This window comes from Cyclobacteriaceae bacterium (genome assembly GCA_025808415.1).
Taxonomy (GTDB): domain Bacteria; phylum Bacteroidota; class Bacteroidia; order Cytophagales; family Cyclobacteriaceae; genus UBA2336.
On sequence record CP075525.1, the window covers coordinates 2,560,131 to 2,580,899 of the forward strand.

Consider the following 20,769-nt stretch of genomic DNA (forward strand, 5'->3'; position numbering starts at 1 on the left):
CAACATTCTAAAAAGACGACAATAATGCTAAAATGGTATGCTGACAATTCAGAAATGAGCACAGAAAAAGGGAAACCTAATGTGTTAGTTTTTGGTGGTGTTATTGTTGACAATAAATCTGAGAAACAGATTGAGACTCTCTTAAGAGAAATTAAAAGCAAATACACCTATCCTACTTTGCCAATTAAGTGGAATTTCAAAGACCTCGAAGACGTTTACGCAGAGTGGAATAGACAAAAAGACTATGAATTACTAAAGCAAAAGTCATACGAATGGCGGACTGAAATTTTTGAGCGGTCATTGGACATTGATTACAGAGTAGTTTTAGCTTGCACTGAAAGATATCCTTCCAAAATCCCATTAAAACAAATTAAAGAACAACTGACAGGAATTACATTCACACAAGCTTTAATGAGAATTGGACTTTTTGCGAGAGATTTACCTTTCAGAGACAATTTTGAAATAATCTTAGACTGGCCAGACAGTAGCAATCCCAAACCATTTAATCGTGAATATTTCAGAGCCTATAATTTAGGACAATCATCAAACGGTGTGACTTTTCACTCTGGCCCATTAATGAATTTAGGCTTTAATGATAGCTTATACTTCGCAAAATCGACACATTCAGGCGTTTTACAATTTGCGGACTTAGTCATTGGAGCTGCAAAAGATTTCATCCTTAAAACCATTCAGGGGACCGATAATTCCTTAGGGTATGACCTGACTACAAAAATACTTTCGAAATACCGTGGTTATCCCGGAAGAATTATTGACTATGGTATGAACTTCGCCCCAAAGAACAGTAATCATGATAAAATTCGAGAAGAAATAAAAAAGAACGTTGCCTAACAGCCGTTTTGCAAAAGCGGGGGTTTCGTGCTTCTATGACAGTGAAGTACTAAATCCAAGCTTTGTTCAACTAATGAAGTTTAGTGCTGAAAATCCCCGCCTTCGCAAAGCGGCAAACCGTTAGCAGCAAGCGTAACAGACCGTGCAACCTGACAGTAACGGACGGACGGACAAGAAAAGTAAACCATTTTGACAGACAGACAAACAAAAACAGACCATATTGAAACGGGACAACGGGTAAGCCGACACTCTTTGCTGACCCTTGTGTATTTTTTCTTTTTCCCCACCGCACATTTTTTATTCATTTTTTTGCCACCGCACAATGGCACATTGGCTTTTGCCCCGACACACAAAAACCTACGCTTCGGCAAAAGCCAAAGAGCCATTTTTCCCAACGCTTTTTTAACTTTGCATTTATAAAACATCTATAAAGAGAACACTATGCTATCAACAGAGAAAACATTATCAGAAGTAATTGAAATATTAAGACAACGAGGTTACACAGAAGACTTTAACCTGTTAGAAGAAAACATCTCATACAAAAAAGGAGGCGAAAAGGTTGATTTGAACGACATCGTTATTGATAAAATATATCGTTTTACCGGACAAAACGACTTGGACGATGAAGCCATTTTATACGCAATGAGAAACCGAAAAGACGGAGCGAAAGGTGTATTTGTTAATGGATATGGAACTTACACAGACTCAGGGGCAAACGCTGTAATCAGTAAAATTAATGTTGAAGAAAATGACAATGATGATTGGACAGTAGAAAAATGATTTTTATTAAATTTGCACCGTGAAATATTTATCTTCCATATTAGCCATTTACGTTTTGTTGCTGACAGCAGCCCCAAACTTAGTGGAGGACAAATGTTTTCGGGAGCAAACGACTGAACAATCCCAAGACAACCAAGATGATAAAGATTGTGGCGATTGTTGTTCGCCTTTTATGAATTGCCATACTTGTGTAGGGTTTACTTTCCCGATAGCAAACTTTTCTTTACACCCTGTCCTTACCTATTCAGACAAAAAAGTTTCCATATACAAGGACAATACTACGTCTGACTTTTTCTCTGCCATTTGGCAACCGCCTAAGATTAGTTAATGTTTCAGTGCCTTCGGCACAATAACAAATTGCGGTGCTACGCACCGCCAATTCTTATTTTTCAAACATTAATAATCATTCAGACAATGAAGCTAAAAATCATTTTGCTGCTAATGGCAGCATTTCATATAAATACCGTATTCGGACAGAATACATTTAAAGCGGTCATAAAAGACAGCGAAACAAAAGAGCCGTTAATCGGTGCGACAGCAATTTTATCAGGAACAGCAACAGGAGCAACCGCAGACATTGACGGACTGATAACCTTAACCAATATTCCGAACGGAAAACAGGTAATTGAATTTCGTTATATAGGTTATGAAACACGAAAAGACACCTTTGAATTTCCTTTAACAACAATAGACCCGATTGAAATTTTTCTACAATCAGAAACAGACGAGTTGGACGAAATTGTGATTTCATCTACACGAAGTTCAAGAACAATCAAAGACATTCCGACAAGAATTGAATTTATTGCAGGAGAGGAATTAGAAGAAAAGGGAAATATGAAAGCGGGCGATATTCGTATGCTTTTGAGCGAAAGCACAGGAATACAAACGCAACAAACATCGGCAACATCTGCCAACGCTTCTATTCGTATTCAAGGGCTTGACGGACGATACACCCAAATTCTTAAAGACGGTTTTCCATTATACGCAGGTGCAGCAAGCGGTTTGGGACTTTTGCAAACGCCACCGCTTGACTTAAAGCAGGTAGAAATTATTAAAGGTTCTTCATCTACACTTTACGGAGGCGGAGCAATAGCAGGATTGGTAAACCTGATTTCCAAAACACCAACTGATGAAAGAGAGTTGCGTTTTCATTTAAACGGAAGTTCGGGTAGAGGTTTTGATATAAATGGTTTTTACGGACAACGTTTCAATAAAATAGGAACAACAATATTTGCGGCACATAACAGAAATTGGGCTTACGACCCTGCAAATATTGACCTGACGGCTATTCCGAAATTTGACAGATATGTTTTCAATCCCAAGTTGTTTGTTTATTTCAGCGATAAAACAAAGCTGAATGTTGGATTAAACACAGCAATTGAAAACCGTATCGGTGGCGACATACATTATATTCAGGGAAATGGCGACGCTATCCACAGTTATTTTGAAGAAAATAAAACACAACGCTATTCTACGCAATTGTCTTTTGACCATAAATTTAATGACAAAAGTTTTTTCAATTTTAAAAACAGCGTGAGTTACTTTAACAGGATAATCAACATTCCGAATTATAGTTTTGACGGCACACAAACGGCAACTTTCAGCGAAGCAAGCTATACCAATGTAAGGGAAAAAACAGAATGGGTTGCAGGGGTAAATCTTTGGACAGACAATTTTCAGGAAAAGCAGTTAGATACTTTTCCGTTAAGAAATTACGACCAAATTACTTTTGGTGCATTTGCTCAAAATTTGTGGAAAGCTACCAGGTGGCTTAATCTTGAAACAGGTTTCAGAGCCGATTATGTTATTGATTACGGTATTGCGTTACTACCAAGAGTTTCGGCATTATTCAAAATTACAGACAAATTTTCTTCACGTCTTGGCGGTGGATTTGGCTATAAAACGCCAACCATTTTTACCGAAGAAAGCGAACGCATACAATATCAAAATGTAATGCCGATTGATAAAAATATCAACAAATTAGAACGCAGTTACGGAGGAAATGTTGATTTTAATTACCGCACTGCATTTGGCGAAAAAGTAACGTTTAGCATTAACCAACTTTTCTTTTACACCTATTTGAATAATCCTTTGTTGCTTGACTATCAAACAAACGGCTTATACCGATTTATCAATTCGGCAGGGCATATTGATACAAGAGGAACGGAAACCAATATCAAAATCGGCTATGAAGATTTTAAATTGTTTTTGGGCTATACGTTTACAGATACACGCTTGCATCAAAACGGAGTTTCGACAAATACGCCACTCACGCCAAAGCACAGGATAAATTCAGTTTTAATGTATGAAATAGAGGATAAATGGAAAGTAGGTTTGGAAACGTATTATTTCAGCCCTCAAAAATTAAGTGACGGAGCAACAGGAAAACAATATGTGCTTTGCGGATTTATGGTTGAAAAGCTATGGGAAAAATTTTCTGTTTACATCAACTTTGAAAATTTCCTTGACGCACGGCAAACCCGATTTGACACCATTTATACAGGAACAGTTACCAATCCTGTTTTCAGGGACATTTACGCACCGCTTGATGGATTTTTAATTAATGGCGGTATAAAATTAAAATTGTAAGAATTATGCAAAAGACAATATTTAAAATCATAAAAATGGATTGCCCAAGCGAGGAGCAATTGATACGAATGAAACTGCAAAAGTTTGATGAAATAAAATCATTGGAGTTTGATATTGCAAACCGAAAATTGACAGTTCATCATATTGCGGAAAGCCAACCTATACTTTCGGCTTTGGAAACTCTAAATCTTGATACAACCTTAATTTCAACGGAAGAAAATACAATAGAAATAGAAGCAGGCACAAGCAGTATGCAACGAAAATTATTGTGGACGGTTCTTATTATCAATTTCCTGTTCTTCGGGTTGGAAATGCTGTTTGGCATTTTTTCCAATTCAATGGGATTGGTAGCGGACAGTTTGGATATGCTTGCTGACAGTATCGTTTACGCATTGGCATTATTTGCAGTTGGGGGAACGATTGCAAGAAAAAATAACATCGCCAAGTTTGCAGGATATTTTCAAATCCTTTTAGCTGTTATCGGTTTCATTGAAGTTGTCAGACGTTTTATCGGAGTTGAAAAAATGCCCGATTTTCAAACAATGATTGTAGTTTCTGTTTTAGCCCTGATAGCAAATGTGATTTGTCTTTACTTATTACAAAAAGGGAAAAGCAAAGAAGCCCATATGCAAGCGAGTATGATTTTTACTTCCAATGACGTAATCATTAATTCGGGTGTAATCCTTGCGGGACTTTTGGTTAATTGGCTTAATTCAGGTTATCCCGACTTGATTATTGGAGCAATTGTTTTTGTAATTGTTGCAAGAGGAGCATACAGGATATTACAGTTAGCGAAATAAAAAGCCAACGCACACAAGCACACACATTTTGCAGCCGCTACAAGCCAACACGCAAACCAAAGCTGCAAAAAGAGTGTTCTTGTTTTCCCGAAAAAAAATGAATAAAAAATTTTCCTGCCCTTCTGAAAAAAGAAAAAATACCCGAACGCACAAGCCGACAACGACACTTACACCGACATACAGACAATGGTTTACTAAGACGGTGGACAGAACGCCAGCTGCTAACAGCGGTTTGGCGTAATGGGGGCGGACGTGCTTCGTATGACAGTTTTTCTTAAATTTGAACTTTCGGCTTCGTATGAAGTTTTGTGCTGAAAAGCCCCCACTACGCCAAGCCGCAAACCGTTATCTGCAACTCTATTTCAGCGACTGTGCTACTTGACACGGACGGTCTTTGACAACAATTTTTGGGGACTTTGTTTGACTGCTGCTTGACAGTGTAAGCCGACAACCGCACGACTGCCACGCAAGAAAAAAATTAAAAAAAGCCCACCCGCAAAAATAATTTTAATGCCAACGCACAAATGGCACATTGGGTTTTGCCCCACGCACAAACCCACCCGCAGCAAAACCCAAAGAGCCATTTTTTGCCAACGCTCTGTAAGTTCACGGTTTGTTGAAAACTTTTGTGGACGATATTTGTCCATACCGCATTTTTTAAATTATCTTTGGACAAATTCAGACCACAATGGCAATGAATAAGAATAGTATTTCAACTTTCGGAGAAAGATTACGAACCCTAAGAGAAGAATCTCAGCTCTCATTAAGAACATTATCGGGTGAAATCGGCATTGACACTTCCCTTTTAGCAAAGATTGAACGAAACGAAAGGCAGCCAACCAAGGAGCAACTTAAACAGCTTGCCAAATATTTTAAGTTGGACGAAAAACAACTTGCAAAGGAAGTTTTAAGCGACCAGTTTGCTTACAGGATAATTGAAGAAGAAGCCGACCTTGATACTTTGAAAGTTGCTGAAAAAAAAGTTGAGTATTTAAAAAACCATAAATGAGCCAAGACAACATTACACCAGAGATAACAAATTGGAAAAATCCTTTGGAGGATAAAGAATCGGTGCAACTTGCAGAGTATTTAGAAATTTACCAAAAAAGAATACTGCAAGAGAGTGAAAAACTTTTCGTTCAAGATTTTTTGTTCCCACTTTTAGGAAAAGAAAATATCAAGTATGTAATTCCTCAATATCCGTTCATTGATTCCGAAGGAAGAACCCGAAGAATAGATTTTGCTCTCGTTAAAGACGGTAAGAAACTTGCACTTGAAGTAAACGGAGAAACCTATCATGCAGAAGGAATAATTCCAAATGAAATGTTTGACGACAATCTGAATCGTCAAAACGAAATCCTTAATGCAGGTTGGCATTTATTGCGTTACTCATTCAGTCAACTTCAACACCCTGAATGGAGAACAAGAGTAAGCGAAAGTTTGAGGAGAGTTGTTTACAGAACGCTTCCCGAACTGCTTTCAGAAAGTTTAATTGAACCTAACTTCTTACAGAGAGAAGCCCTTAATGCACTTGACTTTTATCGTAACACAGGTTGGAAAAAAGGAATTATTGTTTTACCGACAGGAACAGGCAAAACTTTTTTATCAGCGTTTGACACGAAGAAAGCTAAGGGTAGAATTTTATTCATCGTTCACCGATTAGACATTTTAAGTCAGTCGAGGGAAGCGTTTGAGAAAGCATATCCTAAAGAAACTTTGGGCTTGCTTACAGGCGATGTAAGAGAAAATTTGAACGCAAGAATTTTGTTTGCATCCAAAGACACTTTACGGAATCCCAATGTTCTGTATGAATTTTCACCAGACGAATTTGATTACATAATTGTTGATGAGGTGCATCACGGACAAGCACCTTCTTATCAAATTGTATTGGAGTATTTCCAGCCAAATTTTTTCATGTTGGGCTTAACTGCCACGCCTGACCGTATGGACAGGAAAGACATCTTTGAATTGTTTGATTATCAAAAAGTTTTTGAATACACATTGAACGAAGCCATTGAAAACGGCTTTCTTGTGCCTTACAACTACTACGGACTTAAAGACAATATTGACTATTCAAAAATCCGTTACAAAGGAAACAAGTATAATGTTGCAGACCTTGACAGGTATTTGATAATTGAAAAACGAAACGAACAAATACTCAAAGAGTATTTAGAAAAAGGAAACAGCAACAAAGCCGTTGGCTTTTGTTGCTCTGTAAAACATGCCGAAGCAATGGCAGAATATTTTACAGCCAACGGAATACCTTCTTATGCAATTACATCACAAACACCAAACAGAGAAGACCTGATAAAAGAGTTCAGAGAAAATAAATTTACAGTTGCATTCACTGTTGACTTATTTAATGAAGGAGTTGACTTTCCCGACCTACGAGTTTTACTTTTCTTACGACCAACAGAATCTAAAACAGTTTTTGTTCAGCAGTTAGGGAGAGGGCTTCGCCTTTGCAGTGGCAAAGACAATGTTGTAATACTTGACTTCATCAGCAATTATCAAAAGGCGAATAAAGTCAGAGAATATTTGGCGAAAGGAAAAAGCGAACAGAAAAATGGAAAAACTGGTAGAGTTGAGAAAGTTATTTACGAATACTCTCCGAATTGCGAGGTTCATTTTGATGCTGAAGTAGAACAGATACTTGATTCACAGGACAAAGCAGCAAGAGAAATTACGAAAGAAGATTTGATTGATGCTTACTACACTTTAGCAGAAACACTCGGACACAAGCCAACACAGCAGGAAATAAACGAGCAGGGAGAATTTAAAGTTGGCAAGTATCAAACAGTTTTCGGTTCATGGATAAAATTCCTAAGAGAGATCGGAGAATTTACAGAAGCCAGTTATCATTTTCCTCAAGGGCTGCATCTTGGACACATTCTATACATCTTAAAAACTTTACTCGGTAATCGTTTAAAGAACACTCACCTTGACAGTCAATACATACGATTAAGAGGTAATCTTGACGATGATAGGTTGGGGGCGTTTCAACGGCAAACAAAATACAAGTTACAGGGGTTAATGGAACTTGGCTTGTTGGTAGATGATAGAAAGATTGGAGCAGATACAGAGTATCATCTTCAATTAACTCCGAAGGGCAAGCAGTTTGCGGAAATTTTAAGACCAGTTTTCAAAACCGTTGACCTTAGTTTTAAAGACAAAAGCAGTAAAATCCCATCGTGGGAAATGAATGCTCAACCATCTGAATTTAATGAAGCAATAAGCAAATTCATTCAAAAAAGTAAAAAAGATGGTTCATTCATTACGAGAACATTTCTTGAAATGCATGCCGTTGGCTTAATGCTTAATTACCTATATCGTATTGAACGCAAAGCCACAATTTCAAAGAGCAGCATCTATCAAGGATTTTTCAATGCACCATTTATTGCAAGCTATTGTGACCAAAATGGAATAGAAGCAGCAACAGAAACAGGAGCAGAACATCGTTGTCCATTTCTTTTAAATATCCTTGAAGCATTAGGAATAATCAAACAAGGGAGAAGCGATATTGAACTATTGCAATTTGTTTTATCCAAACAAACTATCCAGCTTAAACCAAAAGAATCAGAACAGGAAGTGTTTCTGAGAATTGAAAAAATTCTCCATGAACCTGCAAAACTTACAGCAGAAGAAGTTTCGTTGCTCAAAGAATCTTTTGGAAAAGATTTCTTGACTAAGAATTATTTCATCAACAATTTCAAAATCGTAAAATAAAATGGCAAACAAATCTCATTTCAATTCAGGACACATCGCAATGAACAAACTCAAAAAAAATGGGGTTGCTCATAGCAGTCATATTGAGGCAACATTGCCGACAAAAACCTTTCATGCACTTTTTACAGAAGATGCTGTTCAGTTTCTAAAGAAACTTCCTGACAATTCCATTCAGTTGATTTTGATTGACCCGCCCTACAATCTTGACTTGGCAACTTGGGACACATTTAGCGATTATCTTGACTGGGCAAAGCAATGGTTAGATGAAATCTATCGTGTGTTATCTGACACTGGTAATTGTGTAATTTTTGGCGGCTTTCAATATCAAGACCTAAAGAAAGGCGACTTGTTAGAGATAATGCACTACACAAGACATCATACTGACTTGCGTTTTACAAACCTTGTGATTTGGTATTACAAAAACGGAATGAGTGCTCACCGCTTCTTTGCTAACAGACACGAAGAAGCAATTTGGCTCTCAAAAACGAACAAATATTTCTTTGACTTGGATTCGGTGAGAGTGCCGTTTGACGAAGAAACAAAGGAAATGTATAAGCGGGACAAACGGTTAATTGCAGAAAATATTGACAAAGGGAAAAACCCGACAAATGTTTGGGAAATTGGACGACTAAATGGAAATTCAATAGAACGAGTTGGGCATCCGACACAAAAGCCGCTTGAACTCATTCGCAGGTTTGTAAAAGGACTTTCATATCCTGGCTCATTGGTTCTTGACTTTTTTGCAGGTTCAGGCACAACAGGACGAGTTTGTATTGAAGAAAGCAGGAACTCCATTCTCGTTGACAGCGACCCGAAAATGTTGGAGTATTTTAAACTACATACACTAAAAATGAATGGTAGTTTCTTTGCAGCAGAACACTCTATTCAAGTAAATCCTGACTTGGCAGAATTTTTAAAAATAGTAGAAGAAAAAGAAAGCATTGAAGTATGATTGCAACACACAAAAGCACACACATTTGCAAGCCGCACAAGCCAACGCACAGACCAAAGCTTGCAAAAGAGTGTGCTTTTCAGCCACGCAAGAAAAATTATTTTTCCTCCCCTCTTTTTTTAATTTTTTTCTGCCACGCACAGACAGCAACCCCGACAGGACAGGACAGCTTTTCATTAGGAAATATCACGACAACTTTGACGGAGGACAGAAGAGCAGCAGATAACAAGGGGTTGCCGCAATGCGGGGTGAAGTGCTTAATCAAACGGTAGTGCTTTTTATTTACATTTGTTGTGGGCGGACAATTTAGTGCTATTAATTCCCGCACTGACGGCAACCCCCGAAACGTTATAGGGCATTTTAGGACAACGGCTTCGGCTGACAATAAACAATAAGAATGGAACAACAAGACAAACTAAAAAACGCTATTAGAGGTTTAGCAAAAATTCAACTTCACATTGACAACAGCGGTGGACCCGAAGAAAACGGAGAACTGTTTGAAGAATATTTTCATATCCGAGCTAAGGTTTTGGCAAGTTTCGGTTTGCCAGACAGTGACACCTTTGGAAAAATATTGTTCGTTAAATCATTACCAACGGACAAAGACGTTGATACAATCATTAACAATCTGAAAAAAGCTGCAACAGAATATTTGCTTTCACCGGCAAAGACCGAAACCCAAATTTTAGAGGAAGCAATCGCAAATAAATTAGAACCGGAACAAGTATTACCTGAGTTCGGCATAACATCACATTTATACACGCTTTTCGTTTACAAAGAAATTTTACTTGCCAAAAGAGACCACCCTTTAGCAGTTTTAGAAGCTTTACGTTTAGCAGACGACCCAAAGACATTAAACTTATTGGGTATCGTAGCATTGACAAAAAACTTTGGAGAAGAAGAAAAGAAGATGTTGGAATATTTGAATGCCAAAGGCATTAAATATCTCGACCACTACATTTCTGCTTTTCAACTTGACGGAAAAGACGAAGAAATTCAACAAAGCCAACTTGCAGAATTTTGGCACGACTTAAACGGTGGTTTTGAGTTCAAAACACTTGACGACAAGTTTTCAGCATTGACACATTATTTAATGAATTACTTGTGTTTAGTTGTTGCTGACCAACCATACAGAATAACAGAATTAGAAGTTTACTACCACGACAAAGACAATCACCCAGACCCTTACGTTCATTGTTCATCCGAACAACTTTTTGCAGGCAATTGGTATTTTAACGGAGCAGGTTTGGACATCACTTTTGGCGACTACGAAAAGAAAATTTACGGTGGCTTATTAATTAGAGGAATAATGAAATTTGGAGAAAACCCACGTTACATAAGCGGCCCATCAAATGTTTTAAAAGAAATTTTCTCAAACATCGGCAACATTTTAACGGGTGAAGGTGGCATTTGTTTGAGAGAGTTAAACAAAGAAATAATTCAAGCCATTGAAACCGAGCCAATCCAAGCGGTTCGTATCGGCTTGACGAAGAAAAAAGAGGACACAGAAAATTATGCAGAGAAAAAATATCGGTATTTAGTTGAACTTAATCTTCAACACAAATTCAAGGATAAAGAAAAGGTTGTTCGTCAACTTTTGGCAGACAATAAAATCACAAAAGAACAAGCCAAAGAAATTATGGGATACAACATAAATCCGTAAATGATACCTGACAGCCAAACTAACACACTTTACCTTGCTGACTGCTTACCAACAAAGCATCCAAAATTCTTTGCGGACTTTGAAGTGGTATTAAAAAAGTGTGGCATTACTTTTCAGCTTTTACCTGACACAAAAGATATTTGGGCTGTTGATTATATGCCTGTTCAAGTTACGCTTGACAAGTTTGTTCAGTTCGTTTACAACCCCGACTATTTGCAAAGTAAAAAATGGATTAAGACAATTTCGGATGTTGATAGCATCTGCAATTCAATTAAACTAAATCGTATAAAATCCGACATTGTTTTAGATGGAGGTAACGTAACTAAAACGACTGATAAAGTAATAATGTGCGACAAGATTTTTATAGAAAACCCGCACTACTCAAGACGACAACTTGCTGACAAACTTAGAGAGCTTTTTGAAGTTGATAAACTCTATTTTGTGCCTCAACAACCAAAAGACTTTACAGGACACGCAGACGGAATGGTTCGTTTCCTTGACAATAACACGGTAATAATTAACGACCATTCCAAAGAGAAACCAGAATTTCAGAGAGCATTTAAAATTGCCTTAGACAACGCAGGACTTGACTACATAGAAATTCCCTACAACCCATACGGCAACAAGACTTACGGACAAGCAAACGGTGATTACATTAACTTTTTACAAATGCAAAACACCGTAATTATTCCGACTTTCGGAATTAAAGAAGATGAAATTGCGGTTCGACAATTTGAACAACTTTTTAGCGGACAACAAATAGCAACTATTGACAGTAACGAAGTGGCTGACAATGGCGGAATACTTAACTGCATAACTTGGAACATATGGACAACGTGAGAAGAAAAACGCCCTATAACATGCGTTTGGCGCAATGGGGGGTGACGTACAAAATTGAAAGTTCGTGCTTCTATTTAGATTTGGTGCAGGTTGACAGTATAGTGCTTCTAAGTCCCCCACTGCGCCAAGCGCAAAAACGTTAGCAGTAAGCCTAAAAGACGACACTACAACAACGAAACGACCGACATAAACTAAGAAAAAGTAAACCATTTTGACAGGTGAACACAGACATAAAAACGATATAACAAACGGACAGCGAGTAAGCCGACACTCATTGCCCACCCTTCTGTGTTTTAATTTTTTCCCCACCGCACAAAAAAAATTGAAATGCCACCGCACAAATGGCACATTTGGTTTTGCCCTGCCCACAAGACGACCCTTCGCAAAACCAAAAGAGCCATTTTTTGCCACCGCACCAAATACGAATGTAAGCTCCCCCGAAAATAGGACAGTTTTGAATTAGACAAAAGGTCTAACTTTAAACTGTTAAAAATGAAAAGAACACGATTTACCGAAGCCCAGATTTTCACTATTCTCAAGGAGTTTGATGCTGGCAAAAACATCCAGGACATTGCCCGTTCGCACGGAGTGTCCAAAGCCACTATTTATAATTGGAAGGCTAAGTACGGAGGTATGGAGATGAACGAACTTAAGCGCGTTAAGGAGCTTGAGGAAGAAAATCGGAAGCTCAAGCAGATGTATGGTGACCTGGCGCTGGACAACAAGATGCTCAAAGACGTTTTGGGAAAAAAGTTCTAAGGCCCGCTGAGAAGCGAACCCGTGTAGATTATCTGAGAACGACTTTTCAAGTCAGCCTCGGTCGGGCCTGTGAAGTGATGGATCTCTCACGTTCGGTTTACTACTATCGAAGTAAGACGGACGATCATGCGGTGATTGATAAACTCCAGAACTTAGCTGAGAAACGGCCTACCGAAGGATTTTGGAAAATGTATTTCAGGATAAGGAAAGAAGGATTGTTGTGGAACCACAAACGCATCCATCGGGTGTATAAATTATTGAAGTTGAATATGAAACGAAAAGGAAAAAGGAGATTACCAGCACGCGTTCTTCAGCCCCTGGAGGCTGTTAGCCACATCAATGCAAGCTGGTCGATGGACTTTATGAGTGATTCCCTTCTATCGGGTCGCAAGTTCAGAGTACTCAACTTGCTGGACGACTTTAACCGTGAGGCCCTTGCTATTGAAGTTGATACTTCGCTACGGGCTGAGCGAGTGATACGGGTACTTGAACAAGTCATTCAATGGAGAGGAAAACCACAGCGAATCAGGGTTGATAATGGCCCCGAATTCATCTCAAGCAAACTCGGCCTATGGTGCGAAGAACGCAACATCCAGCTTCAGTTTATTCAACCGGGCAAGCCTTCACAGAATGCATACATCGAGCGTTTCAATGGAAGCTTCCGAAGAGATGTTCTCGATGCGTACTTATTTGAATCCCTTATCCAGGTAAGAATCCTAGCTGATGAGTGGATGAATGATTACAACTATGACCGTCCACATGATGCGCTCGAAGGGCGCAGTCCTGCGGACATGCTGGCCGTGGATTTATGGGAAACTCGAAACGAGTTTCCCACAAACCCACAACCGGTTACAACAATAACAATGAATAAATTTCCTAATTTAGAGTTGTCCTAAAAATGGGGAGCTTACAGGAGAACCTGTTGGCGAATGGACAACTTATGACGACAAAGGAAAACCATATAAAGTGACGAAACGATAACAACGACCCGCTAACACGGGTTTTGCGTCAGGCGGGGTGACGTGCAAACTTGGAGCTTTGTGCTTCTATTCAAGTTCAGTGCAGGTTGACAGTTTTGTGCTCCGAAATCCGCCACTGCGCCAAGCGCCAAACCGTTACCAGCAAGCGTATCAAGACACCTACACACTAAACATACTTGACTGCCCAATTCTGAATTTCAGACAACACTGGTTGTAGTTCTAAGCCCTTGTCTGTCAAAGAGTATTTAACAGTAGGCGGAACGGTGGCATATGCCTGCCGATTTACAATACCCCATTCTTCTAAAGACTTCAATTCCTTAACCAACATTCTCGTGTTGGTACCCTCAATAGAACGTTCCAGTTCTTTGAACCTTTTTGTGCCGTTGAGCAACGAATAAATAATGGCAAACGACCACTTCCCCCCTATCATATCCAACGTTGTTCGGACAGGGCAAGAACTTTTTTCAATTTTCTCAAATTTTTTTTTCTTCCATAACTATTTGATTATAAGCGTAAGTAACCAAACAGGATTAATGATAGAATCCCCGGGAACAGCCAATGTACCGATTTACCCGATTTGAAATAATTCCAAAAAGCAAAACAGCCAAAGATTTCAAATGTTGCTGCCAATACATAAATAAAAATATCTTTCATTTGATCGAATCTTAAAGGATTTTATAATTCGTACGTGAGGTATTAAAACAGTTCTTTGGCAATTTTATAAATCGGGTCAGACTTGCCCATGGAATAAAAATGCAGTGTGGGCACCCCCGCCTTGATTAACTCTTTCGATTGCTTTACCGCCCACTCAACACCCACTTGGCGTACAGCCGCATTGTCTTTACACTTCTCTACTTCATCGGCCAGCGCCTCCGGCAAGTCGATATGAAAAATGGTAGGCAGCACACTTACCTGGTTTTTGGTGGTAATGGGTTTAATACCCGGTATTATAGGCACGGTAATGCCTACCTCACGGCACTTATCTACAAAATCAAAATACTTCTTATTATCGAAGAACATTTGGGTAACAATGTACTCAGCTCCTAAATCAACTTTAAGCTTTAAGTATTTCAAATCGGTTTTAAGATTTGGGGCAGCAAAATGCTTTTCGGGATAGCCAGCAACACCAATACAAAAATTAGTGGGTGTGGTGTTTAATAATTCTTCGTCAAGGTAAACGCCTTTGTTCATATCGGCCACTTGCTGCAACAATTCCGAGGCATACTTATGCCCATCAGGTTCGGGCACAAAGCGGCCTTCGTTTTTAATGCCATCGCCTTGTAACACCAATACGTTTTCAATGCCCAAAAAATGTAAGTCGATTAATGCATTCTCGGTTTCATCTTTCGAAAATCCGCCACAGATAATGTGCGGCACGGTATCTACCTTATAGTGGTTTTGAATAGCGGCACACAATGCTACAGTACCTGGCCGTTTTCGTGTTGATCTTTTTTCCAGTAAACCATTCTCCCGTTTTTTATAGACATACTCCTCACGGTGGTAGGTAACATCAACAAAACAGGGTTTGAATTCCATCAGCGGATCCATGTGATCAAACAACGAGCGGATATTTTCGCCTTTAAGCGGGGGCAGTACTTCAATGGTGAATAATGTTCTTCCGTTTGCGTTTGTTAAATGTTCAGTTACTTTCATATTTCTGTATATAACGTAATTTGAAAATTTCTTAATAAGTAAAGTACATTTTCAAATTTTCAAAATTTATTAATCTTCAACTTGACTTAGTTATAAGACAAGTTTTGTGAGAGCCACCGCTCCACATCATCTACCTTTATCCCCTTCCGTTCGGCATACTCTTCAACCTGATCTTTTTCGATTTTTCCAAGCCCGAAATATTTTGATTCCGGATGGGAGAAATAATACCCGCTTACAGCAGCGGCTGGATACATTGCACAGGATTCGGTTAATTTAATACCTGCCTCTTTTTCGGCTTCCAGTATTTCAAAAATCGTTCGCTTCTCGGTATGATCGGGACAAGCGGGATAACCCGGTGCCGGACGAATGCCTGGATATTTTTCTGCAATCAATTGGTCGTTGGCAAGATTTTCATCCTTTGCATAACCCCAGTATTCCTTCCGCACCCGCTCGTGGAGGCATTCGGCAAACGCTTCTGCAAGCCGATCGGCCAATGCCTTAGCCATGATTTCGGAATAATCATCATGATTAGCTTTATACTTTTCAATCAGCTTCTCCAATCCGATTCCGGCCGTTACTGCAAACATGCCAATGTAGTCGCGCTTACCTGAATCTGCGGGAGCAATAAAATCAGCCAATGAAAAATTGGGGAGGTTCTGTGCCTTCTTGTTTTGCTGCCGCAGAAAATGAAGGGTTGCAAAAGAGTGCTCAGCCGCATCATCACTAAATAGTTTCACATCTTCATGACCATCGCAGGTGGCGCGGTAGAACGCCACCACCCCATTGGCCTTAAGACTTTTCTCTTTAATAATGATATCAAGCATGTTTTGCGCATCAGTATACAGTTTCTTCGCCTCAGCACCAACAACGGCATCTTCTAAAATTCCCGGGTAGCGACCGGCCAACATCCAGGTTTGAAAGAACGGTGTCCAGTCGATATACTTTCGCAATTCATCAAGGGGATAGTCCAGCAAAACTTTCTTTCCATAGAACGAAGGCTTAACCGGAACGAATGCATTCCAGTCAATTTTAGTTTTGTTTTTACGGGCTTCTTTTAAGGAGATGTAATTTTTCAACTCCCTCCTGTTTTCATGCTCTTCACGCAGCTTCCTGTACTCTTCTTTTACTTTGTTTTTAAATTCTTTACGAGTCGTTTCGCTGATAAGTTCACTGGCCACCGGTACACTGCGTGAGGCATCGAGTACATATACCACGGGGCCCTCGTACACCGGATCGATTTTAACAGCCGTATGGATGCGGGATGTTGTAGCCCCGCCAATAAGCAGGGGCAATTCAAATTTTTCGCGTTGCATTTCTTTGGCAACGTGTACCATCTCATCCAACGAAGGGGTGATTAGCCCGCTCAACCCGATGATATCCACTTTTTCCTTGCGTGCAGCTTCCAGTATTTTATCGGCAGGAACCATTACGCCTAAATCAACCACATCATAATTGTTACAGGCCAGTACAACGCCCACTATATTTTTACCAATGTCGTGAACATCGCCTTTTACGGTAGCCATTAAAATTTTGGCAGCCGGTTTACCAACCTGACCGCTTTTTATTTTCTCTTCCTGTAAAAACGGTTCCAGGTAAGCTACTGCCTTTTTCATTACGCGCGCACTTTTTACTACCTGCGGAAGAAACATTTTACCTGAACCAAACAGATCGCCCACTACATTCATACCAGCCATTAATGGACCCTCGATAACATCTAGTGGTTTGGCGTACTTTTGCCGGGCTTCTTCTGTATCCTGATCGATAAAATCGATTATACCTTTCACTAAGGCATGCGTGATCCGCTCCTCAACCGTTCCCTTGCGCCACGAATCGTCAGCTTCTTTTTTCCTGGCTGAACCTTTTACCGTTTCGGCAAACTCAAGCAAGCGTTCGGTGGCATCGTCCCTCCTGTTCAGCAATACATCCTCAACGCGTTCCAGTAATTCTTTGTCAATCTCGTCATATACTTCCAACATGGTTGGATTTACGATACCCATATCCATACCGTGCTGAATACCGTGATACAGAAAAGCCGCATGCATGGCTTCGCGCACTTTCTGGTTTCCCCGAAAGCTAAACGACACATTGCTTACTCCTCCGCTAACATGCGCATGCGGAAGGTTTTCCCGTATCCATTTGGCTGCACGAAAGAAATCAAGTGCGTAGTTCTTATGCTCATCAATACCGGTGGCAACCGGAAAAATGTTTGGATCGAAAATGATATCCTGGGGTGGAAACTTCAACTGTCCCACTAATATATCGTAAGCACGTTTACAGATGGAAATCCTCCGTTCAAAGGTGTCGGCCTGGCCATGCTCATCAAATGCCATTACAACCACGGCTGCACCGTATCGCCTGACTAATTTGGCCTGTCTGATAAACTCCCCTTCTCCGGATTTCAGACTGATGGAGTTCACAATACCTTTACCCTGTAAACATTTCAAACCTGCCTCAATTACCTCCCACTTGGAGGAGTCAATCATCACCGGCACACGTGCAATTTCCGGCTCGGCAGCCATCAAGTTAAGAAAACGAACCATAGCTGCCTGTGAATCAAGCATGCCTTCATCCATATTTACATCAATCACCTGTGCCCCGCCCCGCACCTGGTCGAGCGCTACCTCCAGCGCTTCATCAAACTTATCTTCCTTAATCAGCTTTAGGAATTTAGCTGACCCGGTTACGTTGGTACGTTCACCGATGTTGACAAAGTTGGAAGCGGGGGTTACCGTTAACGGTTCAAGTCCACTTAATTTTAGACGATAGTCGATGGCAGATGGTCGATAGCTCATTTTACTTTAATACTATTTAGAGCAATGGCGTTGAATTTGAGGGGTGAGAACAAACATTTCCTTTCCAGGAAATTTCTCTGTCAACTCCGAAACTCCCGAGAGTTCAATTGACCTTTGCCACACTTTAAGATTCTCAAACTTAAATGCCATATAACCTTTTGGTTTACGATTAATCTATAAACTAATTACTATCGACCATCGACTATCGACTAATTACTATCGGCCAACAAACTGACACGAGGTTTATACTTCATCGCTACTTCTGCGATTTTCTTTATGTGATCCGGTGTAGTGCCACAACAGCCGCCAACTATATTGACTAATCCTTCCTTTAAGTACTCTTCAACTTGTGAAGCCATCTCTTCCGCTGACTGATCGTAATGTCCGAACGCATTGGGCAGCCCAGCATTGGGATAAGCACTTACAAACGTCTCCGACTCCTTTGCCATTACCTGCAGATACGGGCGCAGTTGATTTGCCCCTAAAGCACAGTTGAGGCCGATGCTGAGTAATGGAACATGCGACACTGAAATCATAAATGCCTCGGTAGTTTGCCCCGAAAGCGTTCGGCCGCTTGCATCGGTAATGGTACCGGAAACCATGACGGGCAAGGTGATACCTGAATCGTCATAATATTTTTGTATGGCGAACAAAGCAGCCTTTGCATTGAGGGTATCAAAAATGGTCTCAACCAGTAAAATATCCGCCCCACCCTCCACCAGGCCTTTGGTTTGTTCATAATACGCATCCACCAATTGATCGAACGTAATGGCGCGGAACCCGGGATCGTTTACCTGCGGGGAGATGGATGCAGTTTTATTGGTTGGCCCGAGTGCACCGGCAACAAAGCGGGGCTTTTCAGGACTTAATGCTGTAAATTCAGCAGCCACTTCTTTGGCGATCCTGGCCGACTCAAAATTCAGTTCATAAGCCAGGGCTTCCAAATGGTAGTCGGCCTGAGCAATACTGGTACTGCTAAAGGTATTGGTTTCAATTATATCAGCGCCAGCCTCCAGGTACTTTCGATGGATGTCCTGTATTATGTCCGGTCGGGTTATCGAGAGTAAATCGTTGTTGCCCTTTAGCGGATGAGGGTGGTTTTTCAAACGTGCCCCACGGAAATCATCCTCTTCCAACGCATAGCGCTGAATCATGGTACCCATAGCACCATCCAGCACGAGTATCCGTTCTTTTAAAATGTCTTCGATTTTCATAGCTCCCTACATGTACTACATCACATCGTTATCCAGAGAGCCCGGTATGGTGGGTTACTTATCTTCGGCTGCTGCTACGATCAGCCTGGGATTTAGCACAACGTTAAACAATCGTTTGAACAGGATGCTAAGACGTCAAAGGGCCCAATCCCTCGGTCTTTCTGGATAAGTGGGTCAAAGAAACGAAAGAAGTACTTAAAAAGAAAAAGGCAAAGGCGTATTTTTGTGCTACATGAAATTAGCCGCTGTTGATATTGGCTCTAATGCCATACGTTTCCAGGTTTCCTCAGTTCTCGATAAAGACGATCGCGTAATCTTCAAAAAAATGGAATACATACGCTTCCCGCTTCGCCTGGGGCATGATGTATTTACACTGAACCGGATCAGTAACAAGAGTATCGAAAAATTCAAAAAGCTGATGCGCGTGTTCAAAATGCTTACCGAGCTGTACGAAGTAGATGATTATATGGTCTGCGCCACCTCAGCCATGCGCGAATCAGAAAACGGACCGGAGCTTGCTCGGGAAGTAGAGGACGAAATAGGGCTCTCCATTAACATTATTGACGGTAAGCAAGAGGCTGAATACATCAACCAGGCCATTATATCGTATCTGTCGGATGCCACCTACCTGCACATTGATGTGGGAGGAGGCAGTACCGAATTAAACCTGTATGTGCACGGCAAAAAAATCAATACACGTTCATTCAAGATAGGCTCTGTACGCATCCTCGAGCATCACGACTCGCCCGTTATGTGGGCCGATATGGAAAAATGGATAAAGACCCATGTAAAGAGCGCCTACGGTAAAGTTACCGCTATCGGAACGGGCGGTAACATCAGTAAGATTTTTGACCTGGCCCAACTGAAGCCGCACCGGCAAATGTCCTTAAAAAAGGTTATTGAGATCAAAGAAATGGTTGAGCAACATTCCCTTGAGGATCGTATTTATAAACTGCAAATGAACCCCGACCGTGCCGATGTAATTGTACCGGCCAGTAACATTTACATTAAGGTTATGGAATGGGCCAATGCCAAATATATACAGGTACCTGAGGTTGGCCTGAAAGATGGCATTATGCTCCACCTGTTCAAAAAGAATTCAAGCCAGAAACGAATCGAATTCGCCAACACCGAAGATCAATCGAAGGGAAGGAAAATCCTAAGGTTATAAA

The 20,769-nt window shown here is 40.4% G+C and carries 17 protein-coding genes, 1 pseudogene and 1 riboswitch; of the genes and pseudogenes, 11 read left to right on the forward strand and 7 right to left on the reverse strand.

Annotation, left to right across the window (positions count from 1 at the left end):
• Positions 1 to 54: 54 nt before the first annotated feature.
• From KIT51_11620 to KIT51_11635, 4 genes are all read left to right on the forward strand, one after another.
• Positions 55 to 849 carry a DUF3800 domain-containing protein gene (locus KIT51_11620; protein ID UYN85530.1) on the forward strand — a complete coding sequence of 265 codons (795 nt, stop codon included), beginning with the start codon at positions 55 to 57 and terminating at the stop codon, positions 847 to 849.
• 441 nt (positions 850 to 1,290) lie between these two features.
• Positions 1,291 to 1,629, forward strand: coding sequence for a hypothetical protein (locus KIT51_11625; GenBank protein UYN85531.1), 339 nt, complete (start codon positions 1,291 to 1,293; stop codon positions 1,627 to 1,629).
• A 414-nt stretch (positions 1,630 to 2,043) separates the two neighbouring features.
• Entirely contained in the window at positions 2,044 to 4,218 is a 2,175-nt protein-coding gene (locus KIT51_11630; GenBank protein UYN85532.1) for a TonB-dependent receptor, read from the forward strand.
• A 5-nt stretch (positions 4,219 to 4,223) separates the two neighbouring features.
• Complete coding sequence (locus KIT51_11635) at positions 4,224 to 5,018, forward strand: cation transporter (GenBank protein ID UYN85533.1); 795 nt, start codon at positions 4,224 to 4,226, stop codon at positions 5,016 to 5,018.
• A gap of 374 nt (positions 5,019 to 5,392) precedes the next feature.
• On the opposite strand, the gene KIT51_11640 is transcribed toward KIT51_11635, so the two are convergent.
• Entirely contained in the window at positions 5,393 to 5,665 is a 273-nt protein-coding gene (locus KIT51_11640) for a hypothetical protein (GenBank protein ID UYN85534.1), read from the reverse strand.
• 41 nt (positions 5,666 to 5,706) lie between these two features.
• Here KIT51_11640 and KIT51_11645 point away from each other — a divergent pair, with 41 nt between their 5' ends.
• The 6 genes and pseudogenes from KIT51_11645 (at position 5,707) to KIT51_11670 (ending at position 13,755) form a co-directional block, all read left to right on the forward strand.
• Positions 5,707 to 6,027 (forward strand): helix-turn-helix transcriptional regulator, encoded by a 321-nt coding sequence (locus KIT51_11645; GenBank protein ID UYN85535.1) that lies wholly within the window; start codon positions 5,707 to 5,709, stop codon positions 6,025 to 6,027.
• Complete coding sequence (locus KIT51_11650; protein UYN85536.1) at positions 6,024 to 8,744, forward strand: DEAD/DEAH box helicase family protein; 2,721 nt, start codon at positions 6,024 to 6,026, stop codon at positions 8,742 to 8,744. Before KIT51_11645 ends, KIT51_11650 begins: the two co-directional genes overlap by 4 nt.
• Before the next feature lies 1 nt (position 8,745).
• Positions 8,746 to 9,696: a site-specific DNA-methyltransferase gene (locus KIT51_11655; protein UYN85537.1), complete on the forward strand. Its 951-nt coding sequence runs from the start codon at positions 8,746 to 8,748 to the stop codon at positions 9,694 to 9,696.
• Between the two features lie 397 nt (positions 9,697 to 10,093).
• The gene (locus KIT51_11660) at positions 10,094 to 11,359 is read left to right on the forward strand and encodes a hypothetical protein (protein ID UYN85538.1); all 1,266 of its coding nucleotides are present in this window, start codon (positions 10,094 to 10,096) and stop codon (positions 11,357 to 11,359) included.
• The gene (locus KIT51_11665; GenBank protein ID UYN85539.1) at positions 11,360 to 12,199 is read left to right on the forward strand and encodes an agmatine deiminase family protein; all 840 of its coding nucleotides are present in this window, start codon (positions 11,360 to 11,362) and stop codon (positions 12,197 to 12,199) included. It begins immediately after the preceding gene.
• A gap of 492 nt (positions 12,200 to 12,691) precedes the next feature.
• A pseudogene (locus KIT51_11670) lies at positions 12,692 to 13,755 on the forward strand (IS3 family transposase).
• 349 nt (positions 13,756 to 14,104) lie between these two features.
• Here the strand turns inward: KIT51_11670 and KIT51_11675 are convergent.
• From KIT51_11675 to KIT51_11700, 6 genes are all read right to left on the reverse strand, one after another.
• The gene (locus KIT51_11675) at positions 14,105 to 14,368 is read right to left on the reverse strand and encodes a helix-turn-helix transcriptional regulator (GenBank protein ID UYN85540.1); all 264 of its coding nucleotides are present in this window, start codon (positions 14,366 to 14,368) and stop codon (positions 14,105 to 14,107) included.
• Positions 14,369 to 14,442: 74 nt separating this feature from the next.
• The gene (locus tag KIT51_11680) at positions 14,443 to 14,592 is read right to left on the reverse strand and encodes a hypothetical protein (protein ID UYN85541.1); all 150 of its coding nucleotides are present in this window, start codon (positions 14,590 to 14,592) and stop codon (positions 14,443 to 14,445) included.
• A gap of 42 nt (positions 14,593 to 14,634) precedes the next feature.
• Positions 14,635 to 15,591, reverse strand: a complete 957-nt coding sequence (gene metF, locus KIT51_11685) for a methylenetetrahydrofolate reductase [NAD(P)H] (GenBank protein ID UYN85542.1) — start codon at positions 15,589 to 15,591, stop codon at positions 14,635 to 14,637.
• 86 nt (positions 15,592 to 15,677) lie between these two features.
• A complete protein-coding gene (gene metH, locus KIT51_11690) occupies positions 15,678 to 18,383 on the reverse strand; it encodes a methionine synthase (GenBank protein UYN85543.1) in 2,706 nt (901 codons plus the stop codon).
• 12 nt (positions 18,384 to 18,395) lie between these two features.
• Positions 18,396 to 18,533: a four helix bundle protein gene (locus KIT51_11695; GenBank protein ID UYN85544.1), complete on the reverse strand. Its 138-nt coding sequence runs from the start codon at positions 18,531 to 18,533 to the stop codon at positions 18,396 to 18,398.
• 59 nt (positions 18,534 to 18,592) lie between these two features.
• A complete protein-coding gene (locus KIT51_11700) occupies positions 18,593 to 19,597 on the reverse strand; it encodes a homocysteine S-methyltransferase family protein (protein UYN85545.1) in 1,005 nt (334 codons plus the stop codon).
• A 55-nt stretch (positions 19,598 to 19,652) separates the two neighbouring features.
• A riboswitch (SAM riboswitch) is annotated at positions 19,653 to 19,769 on the reverse strand.
• A 60-nt stretch (positions 19,770 to 19,829) separates the two neighbouring features.
• Here KIT51_11700 and KIT51_11705 point away from each other — a divergent pair.
• The gene (locus KIT51_11705; GenBank protein ID UYN85546.1) at positions 19,830 to 20,768 is read left to right on the forward strand and encodes a phosphatase; all 939 of its coding nucleotides are present in this window, start codon (positions 19,830 to 19,832) and stop codon (positions 20,766 to 20,768) included.
• Position 20,769: the final 1 nt, after the last annotated feature.